This is a genomic window from Collinsella aerofaciens (assembly GCF_040926265.1).
In the GTDB taxonomy this organism is placed as follows: Bacteria; Actinomycetota; Coriobacteriia; order Coriobacteriales; family Coriobacteriaceae; genus Collinsella; species Collinsella aerofaciens_BB.
In genome coordinates this window covers 43,384-57,326 of the sequence record NZ_JBCOIL010000007.1, presented here as the reverse complement: position 1 = coordinate 57,326, position 13,943 = coordinate 43,384, and the positions used below count along the sequence as shown (strand labels likewise).

The 13,943-nt window shown below is 58.7% G+C and carries 11 protein-coding genes; 7 read left to right on the top strand and 4 right to left on the bottom strand.

Going from position 1 to position 13,943, the window contains the following annotated elements; genetic code table 11:
- Positions 1-81 precede the first annotated feature (81 nt).
- The gene (locus AB5767_RS03360; protein ID WP_368131333.1) at positions 82-996 is read left to right on the top strand and encodes a CPBP family intramembrane glutamic endopeptidase; all 915 of its coding nucleotides are present in this window, start codon (positions 82-84) and stop codon (positions 994-996) included.
- Positions 997-1,004: 8 nt separating this feature from the next.
- On the opposite strand, the gene AB5767_RS03355 is transcribed toward AB5767_RS03360, so the two are convergent.
- Positions 1,005-1,997: a helix-turn-helix transcriptional regulator gene (locus tag AB5767_RS03355; RefSeq protein ID WP_055250957.1), complete on the bottom strand. Its 993-nt coding sequence runs from the start codon at positions 1,995-1,997 to the stop codon at positions 1,005-1,007.
- A 153-nt stretch (positions 1,998-2,150) separates the two neighbouring features.
- Between AB5767_RS03355 and AB5767_RS03350 the strand changes: the two genes are divergently transcribed.
- Together AB5767_RS03350 and AB5767_RS03345 are read left to right on the top strand one after the other, a co-directional pair.
- Positions 2,151-3,629 carry a family 1 glycosylhydrolase gene (locus AB5767_RS03350; protein ID WP_368131334.1) on the top strand — a complete coding sequence of 493 codons (1,479 nt, stop codon included), beginning with the start codon at positions 2,151-2,153 and terminating at the stop codon, positions 3,627-3,629.
- Between the two features lie 11 nt (positions 3,630-3,640).
- Positions 3,641-5,011 carry a PTS transporter subunit EIIC gene (locus AB5767_RS03345; protein WP_055250969.1) on the top strand — a complete coding sequence of 457 codons (1,371 nt, stop codon included), beginning with the start codon at positions 3,641-3,643 and terminating at the stop codon, positions 5,009-5,011.
- 126 nt (positions 5,012-5,137) lie between these two features.
- Here the strand turns inward: AB5767_RS03345 and AB5767_RS03340 are convergent, their stop codons facing one another.
- A complete protein-coding gene (locus AB5767_RS03340) occupies positions 5,138-7,279 on the bottom strand; it encodes a YgiQ family radical SAM protein (protein WP_368132786.1) in 2,142 nt (713 codons plus the stop codon).
- A gap of 250 nt (positions 7,280-7,529) precedes the next feature.
- On the opposite strand from AB5767_RS03340, the gene AB5767_RS03335 reads away from it, so the two are divergent.
- The 3 genes from AB5767_RS03335 to AB5767_RS03325 all read left to right on the top strand — a co-directional run bounded on the left by AB5767_RS03335 (position 7,530) and on the right by AB5767_RS03325 (position 10,862).
- Positions 7,530-8,246, top strand: coding sequence for a YoaK family protein (locus AB5767_RS03335; RefSeq protein ID WP_055310199.1), 717 nt, complete (start codon positions 7,530-7,532; stop codon positions 8,244-8,246).
- A gap of 165 nt (positions 8,247-8,411) precedes the next feature.
- A complete protein-coding gene (gene fucO / locus AB5767_RS03330) occupies positions 8,412-9,578 on the top strand; it encodes a lactaldehyde reductase (RefSeq protein ID WP_035137361.1) in 1,167 nt (388 codons plus the stop codon).
- A 264-nt stretch (positions 9,579-9,842) separates the two neighbouring features.
- Positions 9,843-10,862, top strand: a complete 1,020-nt coding sequence (locus AB5767_RS03325; RefSeq protein ID WP_368131356.1) for a M42 family metallopeptidase — start codon at positions 9,843-9,845, stop codon at positions 10,860-10,862.
- Between the two features lie 136 nt (positions 10,863-10,998).
- On the opposite strand, the gene mnmA is transcribed toward AB5767_RS03325, so the two are convergent.
- Both mnmA and cysK read right to left on the bottom strand, forming a co-directional pair.
- A complete protein-coding gene (gene mnmA / locus AB5767_RS03320) occupies positions 10,999-12,099 on the bottom strand; it encodes a tRNA 2-thiouridine(34) synthase MnmA (protein WP_368131336.1) in 1,101 nt (366 codons plus the stop codon).
- Between the two features lie 180 nt (positions 12,100-12,279).
- On the bottom strand, positions 12,280-13,218 hold the full coding sequence (gene cysK / locus AB5767_RS03315) for a cysteine synthase A (RefSeq protein WP_368131337.1): 939 nt from the start codon (positions 13,216-13,218) through the stop codon (positions 12,280-12,282).
- Positions 13,219-13,471: 253 nt separating this feature from the next.
- On the opposite strand from cysK, the gene AB5767_RS03310 reads away from it, so the two are divergent.
- Positions 13,472-13,900, top strand: coding sequence for an RrF2 family transcriptional regulator (locus AB5767_RS03310; RefSeq protein ID WP_117583966.1), 429 nt, complete (start codon positions 13,472-13,474; stop codon positions 13,898-13,900).
- Positions 13,901-13,943: the final 43 nt, after the last annotated feature.

The window sequence follows — 13,943 nt, the reverse complement described above, 5'->3', positions numbered from 1 at the left end:
AAACTGCCGGCACTTGGGGACGTTCCTTTTCAGCCGGCAGTTAAGGAACGTCCCTAAGTGCCGGGTTTTGAGGAGGTTGGCATGCTCAATGCGATGGCGTGGGCGCTTGCCTGTTTTGGCGTTGTCGCTGCCGATATAGCCCTGAGCGTGGTTCTGTTTTCAGTTCTCGATGCCGTGTCGGTGCTGACGGGTTTCCCGATCGACAACCTCGATATTCAATGGTTCCAGGCTGCCGCTCAGACGGCGTCATTTTTGATGGCGCTGCTGTGGTGGCGTTATCTGTGGCCCCGCTCCTTCATGGCACGCCGGCAAGGCGAGCGCCCGCTCGGTGGGGGAGCAAGCGCGGCATGGAAGCGCATTGCCTGCGTTGTCGTGATCGGCCTATCCATGCAGGTGGTCATTAGCTACCTATGCGACGGCGTGCTGTCGCTGCTGCCCGAGGTCGCGGCAGACTATAGCGAGCTCGTCGAGGAAACGGGCATGGGCGATACCAGCCTTCTTGCCGTCCTGACCACGGTGCTCGGCGCTCCGTTTTGCGAGGAACTGCTGGTGCGCGGCATCATCTTTGAGTTTTCGCTGCGTGCGTTTAATCCACAGTGCCGTTCGCTCTGGAAGCGCCGGCGCCGCGCGAACGCGCAAGACGGCGCCATGGTGCCCTGGGCGGCCCCAAGCACGTGGGGTATCGCCGCGGCAATCGTGCTGCAGGCGGCCATCTTTGGCTTTATGCATATGAACTGGGTGCAGGGCTGCTATGCGGGCGCTGCCGGCCTCATTTTTGGTTGGGTGTTCGTGACCACCGGAAAGCTCCGCTACACGATCCTGCTGCACTTTGCCTTTAATGCCGGGTCGTATCTCATGGGGCTGCTGTGGTTTGTGGGCACATCGCTCGACGTTGTGGTCACGGTTGGCATCGCCGGCTTTGTGCTGGTAGAGGCGATGCGCTCGCTGCTTCGATTGCGCATTCCCGTGTCGCGCGAAGCTGATCGGTCTGAGTAATAACGCCTTTAATTAGACCGATGCGTCCTGAACGCACCTGGCGTTTCGCCGAATGCTTCTTTAAATTTTGAGTAAAAGAATGACATGTTGGAGATGCCGACTTTTCGGGCTACATACTGCACGCTGCGCTCGGTGTTATTGAGAAGATATGCCGCCTCTGTGAGCTGCTGGTTGAGCTTGATTTGCGAAAACGTTTTGCCGGTTTTTTGCTTGATCAAGCTGCTGAGATAGCTGGTGCTATAACCCGTATCGCTCGCAATGCTTTCGAGTGTGCAGTCGCCGTAGCTTCGCTCAATATGATTCAGAATCGACACGATGCGTTCGTCCGACATGATCGCCTGGTTATCAGTTGCGGAGCGTCGGTACAGTCCTCGAATGAGAACAAGGAATAGGCTGACGGCGAGGTGCCTCATGAGTTCATTGGAATAGGCATCTTTAAAGTGATATTCGATAAAGAGCATCTCGATGAGGCGTCGCGCATGTCGGGCGTATTCCTCTGGAAGAATGAGATATTTTCGGGCCTCGCGGTTTTTGGACACAAAATCAAATAGAAGATTCGTTAATGGTGACGCGCCGGGTAGCTGGCTCAGGAACAACGAATCGAACATTTCTTTTTTGAAGACGATCGAAATGACGATATCATGCTCGCCCTTAACGTATGGAACGCTTCTGACTACGCCGGTGTTGCAAATGAGCACGTCGCCCTTTTTAAGGAGTAGTCGCCGTCCGTTGACGATAAACGTGCAGACGCCGTCGTACACGTAGTTAAGCTCCATATCCCGATTGATATGAGGAGGAATATCGGTAAAGCGCGACTCCTTGATAAGGCCCACGGGGTTTTCGTCGAGAGTTTCTTTCCAATCAAACAGATAGACCTCTTCGCCGTTAATGGTTGTGGTTTCCACCCTGTTATATCGCGGGCTGAGCTCTCCCGGATGTGTGCGATGCCACTCTTCGGTCTCGGTATGCGTATAGAGCAGCTGTTTGAGATTCGAATCCATGGGGTGCTCCAGGGGTGAACGGTAGAATCGATGCCTTAAACGGTATTATATCTAAAAAAATGTTATAAACAAACGCTTTCTATGCGATATCTTATGCATCTTGTTCTTCCTAGTATTGGGTTATCCGCTGGAGCATCCGATCAAGGAGGGCAAATGAGTAAGTTAAAACATGGGTTTGACTCCGACTTTTTATGGGGCGGAGCCATATCGTGCTCGCAGGCCGATGGCGCCTGGAATGAGGGCGGAAAGGGAAAGTCGACGCAGGATTGTCGATGGCTGGATGGTACCTGGACTCATGACCAGATTGAGGACAAGCATCAAAACAACCCCTTCTGCCATGACGAACTAATGAACGCTCTCGCAGATGATGGTGTTGAGTTCTACCCGTTTAGGCGCGGTAACGACTTCTATCATCGCTACCGTGAGGACATCGCGCTTTTTGCGGAGATGGGCCTCAAGCTGTTCCGCACTTCTATTTGCTGGAGCCGAATCTATCCTAACGGAGATGATCTTGAGCCTAACCGCGAAGGCATCGAGTGGTATCGAAGCATGCTGGGTGAGTGCAAAAAGCACGGCATTAAAACCTTCGTCACCATGCTCCACTATGACATCCCGGTAAATCTTGTCACCACATATGGGGGATGGAAGAATCGCAAGACGATTGATTTCTTCGCCCGCTATGTCGAGACAATCGTTACGGAATTGGGCGATCTGGTCGATTTCTGGCTGCCTTTTAACGAGTTCAATGCAGCGCGTTTTTCGCCTTGGGACGGGGTCTGTCTGGTCAAAGACGAAGAGGGGGAGAACTTCGATCGAGCCATCTTCCAGTGCCTGCACCACGAGTTCGTTGCCAATGCGCGTGCCGTCGAGATTGTCCATCGTCTTTCGCCCGATACTCCCGTTGGCGGCATGATCGCTCGATTCTGTACGTATCCCGCCACCTGCCGTCCCGAAGATAACATGCAGGCTATTCACGACGACCAGTATTCCAACTGGTTCTATACGGACGTGATGGCTCGTGGAAAATACCCCGCTTATATGAATCGCTATTTCGACGCGTGCGATATCGAGATTCAAATGGAGCCGGGCGATGAAGAGCTCATCGCTCGCAACACGGTCGACTTCCTGGCCTTCTCGTACTACTTTTCCCAGGTATCCACCTGCGATCAGGGATGGGAGAAGACTGCGGGAAATCTGGTCATGGCAAACAAGAACCCTTATCTCGAGACGAGTGAGTGGGGCTGGCAGCTCGATCCCATTGGCCTGAGGGTTACCCTTAACCAGATGTATGACCGCTATGGGCTGCCCCTGTATATCGCCGAGAACGGCCTCGGTACATCTGATGTAGTCGAGGAGGATGGCAGCATCCACGACGAGTATCGAATCGATTATTTGCGCCAGCACATAAAGTGCCTTAAAGAAGCGGTGATCGATGGCGTTGACGTGCGCGGATACATGATCTGGGGATTCATTGACCTTGTTGCCTGCGGTCCTCTTACGATGGACAAGCGCTACGGGCTTATCTATGTCGATCTGGATAATTGCGGCAACGGCACTGCGGAGCGCTCGCGTAAAGACTCTTTCTATTGGTATCAGAAATGTATCGCCACTAATGGCGAGGATCTTGGGTAGGAGTGATTGTCGTGGCAGACAAGAAGGAACTGGCCGCTCGTGTCCTCGAGCTCGTGGGCGGCGCCGATAACGTTGTTATGGCAACGCACTGCATTACAAGGCTCAGATTCAACCTGAAGGACGATAGCAAGGCAGACCTGGAGGCCCTTAAGACGCTTGACGGCGCCTTGGGCGCGCAGGTTAAAGACGGACAGTGGCAAGTTATCATCGGCGCCAGCGTGGGGTCGGTATATGACGAATTGGAGCCCATGCTAGGTGACAGGATGGGTGGCGAGGTCTCCGCCGACGCCGAGCAGCCTGAGCTCCAAAAAGGTTCGGCTCGCGTATTCGATATCATCACCGGCATCTTTTCCGCTATCATTCCCGCACTGGTGGCGGGAGGCATCGTAAAGGGCATCCTGGCTGCTATCGCGGCTTTTGGAATCGACACGGGTGCCGGCGACTTTGCGATATTCAATATGATTTCGGATATCCCGTTCTACTTCTTGCCGTTTTTGCTGGCAATGTCTACAGCTGATAAGTTCCGGGTCAACCGTTCGCTTGCGCTTTGTGTTGCCGGATCGCTGATGTACCCGACCATTGTCAACGCTGTCGGTACGGGCGAGACGCCCCTTGCGCTGTTCGGTTTTGCGGTGCCGATTTTTAGCTACGCCGATTCCGTGTTCCCGGTTATCTTTGGCGTCATTGGCTTGTCTTTTGTATATCGTGCAATCGACAAAGTCGTGCCGGATCTTTTTAAGCTCGTTGTCGTTCCGGCGCTCTCCCTTGCTATCGTGATTCCCGTCAACCTGTTTGTGCTCGCTCCGATTGGTGCCTGGTGCGGTCTTGGTCTTGCCAACGGTATCGTCTGGCTATTCTCGACGTTAGGCCCCGTTGCCGGTTTTCTGCTGGGCTTCTTTATGCCGCTTATCGTGCTCTTCGGCATGCATCAGTCAACGAGCCCTATCCAGATTTCCAATATCGCAACGCTTGGGTATGACTATCTGCTCCCGATCTCTTTCTGCCATAACCTCGCCGAAAGCGGTGCGTCTTTTGGTGCAGCCCTGCGCATGACCGACGAAAAGCTCAAATCCGCTGCAATGACGTGCGCCTTCTCAGCATTTATGGGAATTTCCGAGCCCGCCTTGTTTACCGTTCAGGTTCCTAACAGGACTCCGCTTATCGCTGCGATGATTGCGGATGGCATTGGCGGTGCGCTTACCGTTGTTCTCGGCGCAAAGTGCTTCGGCTTTGTTATGCCCGGCATTACCTCGTTGCCCGTTTATGCCGATCCAAGCGGCAATCCCATGAACCTGATCATGATTGTCGTCTGCATCGCTTTGACTTGGGTTATCTCTGCGGCGCTCTCGTTTGCGCTCTATGGTCGTTTCGACAAAAAGTAACGACGTTTTGAGATAGACAATATTAATCGGCCGCTCGCCGGGGAATCGTTCTGCGACGCCCCAGCGAGCGGCATTTTATTGGTGGGGCGTGTCGTGTCGCCAACGGCGGCATGCCGCCTCGCCGCGCTAGTTGCGTCTGCCGCCTCCGTTGGCGCCCTGACGCCCCTGGGCCGCGCGATTGCGGCCGGCAGTGTTCTGTGCGCGCGACATGCCGCCGTGCCCCTTGCTGCCCTTGGGCCCCTTGCCGCCAGCGCCACCGTGCGGTTTGCCACTCTTCTTGCCGGTCCCATGTCCGCCGTTGGCAGATGTCTCGCCCGGGCGCGGCGGCACGGGACGAATCAGGCAATGCTTGGTGTAGCCAATCAGATCGCGGCGGCCGGCTTTTTCCAGCGCCTCGCGCACGAGCTTGTAGTTCTCGGGCTTGCGATACTGGATGAGCGCACGTTGCATGGCCTTCTCGTGCGGGTCGCGCGCCACATAGATCGGCTCCATGGTGCGCGGATCCACGCCGGTGTAGTACATACAGGTCGACATGGTGGACGGCGTGGGGTAGAAGTCCTGCACCTGCTCGGGCATATAGCCCATGTCGCGCACGGCTTCGGCAAGGTCCACAGCTTCCTTCATCGTCGAGCCGGGGTGGCTCGAGATCAGGTATGGCACCACGTACTGCTTGAGTCCGTATTCGCGGTTCAGGCGTTCAAATTTACGGCAGAACGCGTCGTAGACGGCGCGGCTCGGCTTGCCCATCACGGACAGCACCGCGTCGCTCACGTGCTCGGGCGCTACGCGCAGCTGGCCCGAGACATGGTGCTCCAGCAGCTCGCGCAAAAACTCGTCCGAGGCGTCGGCCATGGTGTAGTCAAAGCGGATGCCGCTGCGGACGAAGACCTTCTTGACGCCCGGCAGCTGGCGCAGGTCGCGCAGCAACTGCGTGTAGCCGCTCTCGTCGACCACCATGCTCTTGCATACGCTCGGCCACAGGCAGCGCTTGTTCTTGCACACGCCGTGCTCGAGCTGCTTGTCGCAGGCCGGGCGGCTAAAGTTTGCCGTCGGTCCGCCCACGTCGTTGATGTAGCCCTTAAACTCGGGATCGCGCGTGAGCAGCTCGGCCTCGCGCATGATCGAGTCGTGGCTGCGCATCTGCAACACGCGGCCCTGGTGGAAGGTGAGGGCGCAAAACGAGCACTCACCAAAACAGCCGCGGTTGGAGCTTATGGAAAACTTGATCTCAGCAAAGGCCGGCACGCCGCCCGCCGCGTCGTAATCGGGATGCCAGTCGCGTGCGTAGGGGAGTTCGGCCACCTCGTCCATCTCATCGGTAGTGAGCGTCGCCGACGGCGGGTTTTGCACCACATAGACGCTGTTGGGGTAGGGCTCTACCAGGCGATGCCCGGTGATGGGGTCCATATTCTGTTGCTGCACGTTAAAGCTGCGCGCGTAGTTGAGCTTGTCGGCGGTAAGGTCGTCCCAGCTGGGCAGCAGATCGTAGTCGTAGACCTCGTCGAGCGAGCCTGTGCGGTAGACGGTGCCGTTGATATAGGTGATCTGATCGACGGGCAGTCCCGCGTCGAGCGCGTCGGCGATCTCGACGATCGCGTGCTCGCCCATGCCGTAGATGAGGATGTCGGCGCCCGAGTCGAGCAGTACCGAGCGCTTGAGCTTGTCCTGCCAGTAGTCGTAGTGGGCCAGGCGGCGCAGGCTCGCCTCGATGCCGCCGATGATGATGGGGGCGTCCTTGAACGTCTGGCGGATGAGGTTGCCGTAGACCGTGACAGCTCGGTTGGGACGGTGCCCCTCCTCGCCACCGGGAGTGTAGGCGTCGGTGTGGCGGCGGTGCTTGGTCACCGAATAGTGGTTGACCATGGAGTCCATGTTGCCGGCACTGACGAGAAAGCCCAGGCGCGGCTCGCCGAGCACGGTGATGCTGGCGGGGTCGGTCCAATCGGGCTGGCAGATGATGCCCACCTTGTAGCCGTGTGCGTCGAGTACGCGGCTGACGATGGCCATACCAAAGCTGGGATGGTCCACGTAGGCGTCGCCGCAGATGTAGACAAAGTCGCACTGGTCCCAGCCGCGCGCATCCATGTCGGCGCGGCTGACGGGGAGGAACTTATCGCGGCCCGGTCGCCAGGGGCGGGCGGGCGTCGCTTGGGAATGCTTGGTGCGGGCGACCGTGGCCTGCGCCTTACCGCCACGCTTTTGCTGCTGGCCCTGTTTGCCCTGTTGACTGCGCTGGTTGTTCTGAGCGTGCTGAGGCTTTTTTGCCACGATCCCTCCCGGTGTCTGTATGCTGCACGTAATTGTAACCAGTCTTTTTGGGACGGCGCTAAAAAGACTGGTGGAGTACACGAGGCGTCGGGTGTCGGCGCCGCGCCCGCTGTTTGTTTCCAGACTGTGTATCTGCGCGTTGGAGAACCCGTCTCGCGCGCACGCCATGTTGTCAATGGGTTACAGTATGAACGGCGGCTATGTTTCCGCCAACGCACGAGAGAGTCGTCAACAAGGAGGATGCACGACGATGCAGCGTGCCAAACAGATATCGGAGTCCATCGAGCTGGGCATTATCTTGGCGCTCGCCGGTGGCTTTATGGACGTCTATTCGTACATTGGGCGCGATCATGTTTTCGCCAACGCGCAGACAGGCAACATCCTGCTCGTGGGCGTGAGCATCTCGGAGGGCAACTGGGCACTTGCGGGACGCTATTTCTTCCCCGTGGTGTCGTTTGCCGTGGGCATTATGCTTGCCGATCTGGTACACGAGCGGTTTGGCAGCGTGATTCACTGGCGCCAAGTGACGGTGTTCTTTGAAGCCGTTATCTTGCTGGGCGTGAGCTTTATCCCCGGCGGCAATTTCAACCTGCTCGCCAACTGCCTCACCTCGTTTGCCTGCGGTATGCAAGTTGAGAGCTTCCGCAAGATCCACGGTCACGGCATCGCTACGACCATGTGCATCGGCAACTTGCGCAACGCGCTGCAAAACGTGGACGATTACATCATCACCCACAGGCGCGGCTTTTTGGAAAACGGCCTGCTGTACTTTGGCGTGATCTTTACCTTTGTGTTTGGCGCCGTGTTGGGCAACTGGTGTATTGAGCGCATGGGCCTGCACGCCATCGTCGTGGCGAGCTTGCTGCTGTTTGTCGCGTTTGCCATCATGTTCATCGACCGCGAGCGCGATTTGCGCTTACGCTGGAAGGTTGCGGCCGAGGCTTGGAAAGAGGGCTGCCGAAAGTAACCGAATGCGGCAAAGGGGCTGTCCCTTTGCCGCAATATTTTTCTTCATCTGTTGAAACGCTTTAACACTTTTGATGTTCTCACGCGTTTTTTGTTTCAAAAGCGTTAGGATGGGACTCATAGCGTGGGGCGTAATGGATGCCCCGCACACGATGGGAGGCTATCAATGGCTAATCGTTTCGTTCTCAATACCATCTCTTATCATGGTTCCGGCGCCATCAAGGAGATCCCCGGCGAGCTCCAGCGTCGCGGCTACAAGAAGATCTTCGTCTGCTCCGACCCCGATTTGGTTAAGTTTGGCGTTACCGCTAAGGTGACCGACGAGCTCGACGCCGCCGGCATCGCTTGGAGCCTCTACTCCGAGATTAAGCCCAACCCCACTATCCAGAACGTCAAGGACGGCGTCGAGGCCTTCAAGGCCGCCGAGGCTGACGCTATCGTGACCATCGGTGGTGGCTCCTCCATGGACACCGCCAAGGCCATCGGCATCATCATCAACAACCCCGAGTTCGCCGATGTCCGCAGCCTCGAGGGCGTTGCTCCCACCAAGAACCATGCCGTGTTCACCATCGCCGTGCCGACGACCGCCGGTACCGCTGCCGAGGTGACCATCAACTACGTCATCACAGACCCCGAGAAGGTCCGCAAGTTCGTGTGCGTCGACACCAACGACGCCCCCGAGGTCGCCGTCGTCGATCCTGACATGATGGCTTCCATGCCCGCCGGCCTGACCGCTTCCACCGGCATGGACGCTCTGACCCACGCCATCGAGGGCTATACCACCAAGGGCGCTTGGGAGCTCTCCGACATGTTCCACTTTGAGGCTATTAAGCTGATCAGCGAGAACCTGCGCGACTCCGTCGCCGAGGCCAAGTCCGGTCAGCCCGGCTCCGGCCGCGAGGGCATGGCCCTTGGCCAGTATGTCGCCGGCATGGGCTTCTCCAACGTTGGCCTGGGCATCGACCACGCCATGGCTCACACCCTGTCCGCTCACTACGACACCCCGCACGGCGTCGCTTGCGCCATGCTGCTGCCGATCGCCATGGAGTTCAACAAGCCGGTTTGCGCTGAGCGCCTGGCCAAGGTTGCCGTCGCCATGGGCGTTGACACCACGGGCATGAGCACCGCCGAGGCCGCCGATGCCGCCATCGCCGCCGTCAAGCAGCTTTCCGCCGACGTGAACATCCCGCACGTCTGTGAGGCCATGAAGGCTGACGAGATCGAGGTCCTGGCCAAGGACGCCATGGCCGACGCCTGCTTCCCGGGTAACCCGCGCGAGGCAACGCTCGACGACGTCATCGAGCTCTTCAAGAAGATCTGCCCGGCTGCCTAACTTGGTTCGGCGGGCCCCTGCCCGTTAGCCCCAGAATCGTCCTCGGACATGTCGGAGGCCCCGTTGCGCACTACGTGCGGCGGGGCCTCCTTCTGTCCTGCGGAAAGATTCTGTGGCTAACGGGCAGGGGGCCGCCGGCTCGTTATCGTGACGGGCGCTGCTCTGAGAAGCTCGATGGGTTGTCTCGCTAGGTAAATAATTGTGCGTGGTGGTATTGTTGCTGTGGGTTTAATTCGATATGAAAGGGTGACTTTGGTGTCCAAGATGGATTCTATGCTCTCCTATATTACTGACCAGCTGAAGGCGCTTACCTCGATTGCTTCGCCTACCGGCTATACCCGTGCGGCGACTGATTATCTAATGGAAACATTGCGCGATATGGGGTTTGGGCCTGAGCGTTCTAATAAGGGCAACGTGCTCGTTGAGCTTGGTGGTGAGGGTGAGCCGCTCGTGTTGGCGAGCCATGTCGATACCCTGGGCGCTATGGTGCGCTCTATCAAGGACAATGGTCGTCTGCGCCCCACGACGATCGGCGGGCATCAGTGGTCTACGGCCGATGGCGAGAACTGCACCGTCTACACGCGCGACGGCAATGTGTACACGGGTGTGGTCCTCAATACCGAGCCTTCGGCGCACGTGGCCGATGAGCCGGTCAAGACTATCGAGAAGAACATGGAGATCCTGCTCGACGAGAACGTCGACAGCAAGGACGATGTGCTCGAGCTGGGTATTCAGACTGGCGACATCATCGCTATGGACCCTCGCACGACGGTGACGGAGAGTGGCTACATTAAGAGCCGCTTCCTGGACGACAAGCTTTCGGCCGCCATTTTGCTGGGCTTGGCGCGTGCCGTCGCCGCTGGCGAGGTGACGCTTTCGCGTAAGGTTTCGCTGCTCTTTACCGTGTACGAGGAGGTCGGCCATGGCGGTGCCTTTGTGCCGGCCGACACGCGCGAGATGATCAGCGTGGACATGGGCTGCGTGGGCGACGACCTGGGCTGCACCGAGCGCATGGTGTCGATTTGCGCCAAGGATTCGGGCGGCCCCTACAACTACGATCTGGTGACCACGCTGTCCAATATCGCGCGCGAGCTTGAGCTCGATTACGCCATCGACGTGTACCCGCATTACGGCTCGGACGTTGAGGCCACGCTCTCGGCCGGCTACGACATTCGCCATGGTCTGATCGGCCCCGGCGTGTACGCGAGCCACAACTACGAGCGCAGCCACATCGACGGCGTGCGCAACACCTTCGAGCTCGTCCGCGCCTACGTACAGCGCTAGCGATGCAGCGGCCTCGGCTGATACGGCAGTACCGACTGAGGCCGTCCTCTCTAAGTTGCGGTGAAATAGGGACTGTTTGGCGGTTTTAAACGCTTAAACAGTCCCTATTTCACCGCAATTTATGAAGGGGATGGGGCTACTTAAGTGCGCCGGTCACCGTGCCGCCGCCGAGGACGATGTCGCCGTGGTAGACTACAACGGCCTGGCCGGGGGCGATGGCTCGCTGCGGCTCGTCAAAAGTCAGCAGCATTTGCCCGTCTTCGCCGCGCGTAAGGGTCGCTGCTTGGTCTTTCTGACGGTAACGGTACTTGGCGCCCACGCGAATGCCGCCGGCATCGAGTTCTGCCTCCATGCGGTCGGCAGGGGCGCTCCAGATCCAGTCGTCGGCCGTGAGTGCTGTGGCCGTTAGGTCCTCGGCCTCGCCCAGATGCACGGTGTTGTTGGCGGCATCGACGCCCGTCACATACACGGGATGCGCCATCGCGACGCCCAAGCCCTTGCGCTGGCCGATGGTATAGCGCAACGCGCCGTTATGGCGTCCGACCACGCTGCCGTCGCGCCACACAATGTCGCCCGGTGCAGCGGGATGTCCGCAGCGGCGCTCGATATAGCCCGCGTAGTCACCGTCTGGAATAAAGCAGATGTCCTCGCTTTCGGCCTTCTGGGCGTTGGTAAAGCCTTGCTCGGCGGCTATGCGGCGCACGTCGCGCTCTTTGTCTAGGCCTGCCAGCGGAAAGATCGTGTGCGCCAGGCGCTCCTGCGTAAGCGAATATAAAAAGTAGCTCTGGTCCTTTTTGGGATCTTCGCCGCGATGCAGCTGCCAGGTGCCGTCTACTGTCTGGCTTGTTTTGGCGTAATGACCCGTTGCGATGTAGTCGCAGCCCATGTCCAGCGCCGCACCGAGCAACGCGCCAAACTTTATGTGGCGGTTGCAGATGATGCACGGGTTGGGCGTCAGCCCCTCCTGGTAGGCGTTCACAAAGCGCTCGATAACGCTGTGGTCGAAGGTCTGCTGCAAGTCGAGCACATGGTGGGGTATCCCCAGACGCTCGGCGACGGCCTTCGCATCGGCGATGTCGCGGTCGACCTTATTCATGCCCGTGACGGGATCGGGCGCGGGACAGGTGAGGCGCATGGTGGCGCCGACGCATTCGTAGCCCTGGCTTTTGAGCAGGTACGCAGTCACGCTGGAATCGACGCCGCCGCTCATGGCGACGAGCACGCGCTTGTTGTGCATGGGGAGGTTCTCCTTGGTGGCATGTGGCCAAAAAAAGAAAAGCGGCGCGGGAGGCTGGTTCCGCGCCGCAGACATTGTAACAAGTTCGGACGTCTCGTGGGACACCCTGATGGGATGGGCTCAGACTGCCGGGAGAGAGGAGACCGGTTCGCCCTGGGCTCAACCTATGGGCGACGGGCCCTAGTCCTGGAAGAGCGCCGTGGACAGGTAGCGCTCGCCGGTGTCGGCAAGCAGGGCCACGATGGTCTTGCCCTCGTTCTCGGGGCGCTTGGCCAGCTGCAGCGCGGCCCACACGGCGGCACCGGACGAAATGCCCACGAGCACGCCCTCCTTGTGGCCCACGGCGCGGCCGGTGGAAAAGGCGTCGTCGTTCTCGACGGGGATGATCTCGTCGTAGACCTGGGTGTCGAGGACGTCGGGCACAAAGCCGGCGCCGATACCCTGGATCTTGTGCGGGCCGGCCTGGCCCTTGGAGAGCACCGGGGAGGTGGCGGGCTCGACGGCGACGACCTGAATCTCGGGGTTCTGCTCCTTGAGGAACTCGCCCACGCCGGTCACGGTACCACCGGTGCCAACGCCGGCGACGAAGATGTCGACCTCGCCGTCGGTGTCATCCCAGATCTCGGGGCCGGTCGTGGCCTTGTGGATGGCGGGGTTGGCGGGGTTCACAAACTGGCCGGCGATAATGCTGTTGGGCGTCTCCTTCTGCAGCTCCTCGGCCTTGGCGATGGCACCCTTCATGCCCTTGGAGCCGTCGGTGAGCACGAGCTGTGCGCCGTATGCCTGCATAAGTTTGCGGCGCTCGACGGACATGGTCTCGGGCATGGTGATGATCACCTTGTAGCCGCGAGCCGCCGCCACCGAGGCGATACCGACGCCGGTGTTGCCGCTCGTGGGCTCGATGATGGTGTAGTCGCCGCCGCGCACGAGCTTGCCGGCCTTCTCGGCCTCGTCGATCATGTTCTTGGCGACGCGGTCTTTGACGGAGCCGGCGGGGTTGAAGTATTCCAGCTTGACGAGTACGCGGGCCTTGAGGTCCTCATCGGCCTCAAAGTGAGTGAGCTCCAGAAGCGGGGTGTGGCCGATAAGCTGATCGATGGACGTATAAACATTGCTCATGGTGAACCTCCAAAGTGTTCAAATGACTGGATACCGTGTGGTTTCACGGTGTGTGTAACAGCGAAACCCACAAACCTCATGGGTTGTTCTATTTGCTGTTGGCAAGCATAGTAGACAGTAAAGCCTAGTAACGCAATAGGAAATAGAAGATTATTACGAGTCGATTAACCAGCTTGACGGGAATAGGTATTTTCAAAACCAATTTTTCGGCTAGAATTTCTACGAATTAAAAGACCGAAAGGCAGCACTATATATGTTGGTTTCCACAAAGGGCAGATATGCCCTGCGCGTTATGGTCGACCTGGCCGAGCACCAGGCGGCAGGTCGCATTCCCCTCAAAGAGATCGCCGCGCGTCAGGGGATTTCGGAGAAATATCTGGAGAACATTTTGGCCACGCTCGTGCGCGCCAATATGCTCTCGGGCATGCGCGGCAAGGGCGGCGGCTACGTGCTCACGCGCCCGCCCGAGCAGTATACGGTGGGCGAGATCTTGCGCCTGACCGAGGGCAGCCTGGCGCCGGTCGCATGCCTAGACGGCGACTGCAAGGGCTGCTCGCGTTCGGACGAGTGCCCCACGCTCGACGTGTGGAAGAACCTGGACAAGCTCATCAACGACTACCTCGACGGCGTGACGCTCGATACGCTCGTCGCCCCCAACGAGGGCTACGACTACGTCATCTAGCCCCACCTGCTATTGGGGGACGGGGTAGAAATGGTAGATTTTC

What these genes read in the sequence shown, in the direction of transcription:
- AB5767_RS03360 (WP_368131333.1), top strand. Translation starts at nt 82, where the DNA reads ATGCTCAATGCGATGGCGTGGGCGCTTGCCTGTTTTGGCGTTGTCGCT.
- AB5767_RS03355 (WP_055250957.1), bottom strand. Translation starts at nt 1,997, where the DNA reads ATGGATTCGAATCTCAAACAGCTGCTCTATACGCATACCGAGACCGAA.
- AB5767_RS03350 (WP_368131334.1), top strand. Translation starts at nt 2,151, where the DNA reads ATGAGTAAGTTAAAACATGGGTTTGACTCCGACTTTTTATGGGGCGGA.
- AB5767_RS03335 (WP_055310199.1), top strand. Translation starts at nt 7,530, where the DNA reads ATGCAGCGTGCCAAACAGATATCGGAGTCCATCGAGCTGGGCATTATC.
- fucO (WP_035137361.1), top strand. Translation starts at nt 8,412, where the DNA reads ATGGCTAATCGTTTCGTTCTCAATACCATCTCTTATCATGGTTCCGGC.
- AB5767_RS03325 (WP_368131356.1), top strand. Translation starts at nt 9,843, where the DNA reads ATGGATTCTATGCTCTCCTATATTACTGACCAGCTGAAGGCGCTTACC.
- mnmA (WP_368131336.1), bottom strand. Translation starts at nt 12,099, where the DNA reads ATGCACAACAAGCGCGTGCTCGTCGCCATGAGCGGCGGCGTCGATTCC.
- cysK (WP_368131337.1), bottom strand. Translation starts at nt 13,218, where the DNA reads ATGAGCAATGTTTATACGTCCATCGATCAGCTTATCGGCCACACCCCG.
- AB5767_RS03310 (WP_117583966.1), top strand. Translation starts at nt 13,472, where the DNA reads ATGTTGGTTTCCACAAAGGGCAGATATGCCCTGCGCGTTATGGTCGAC.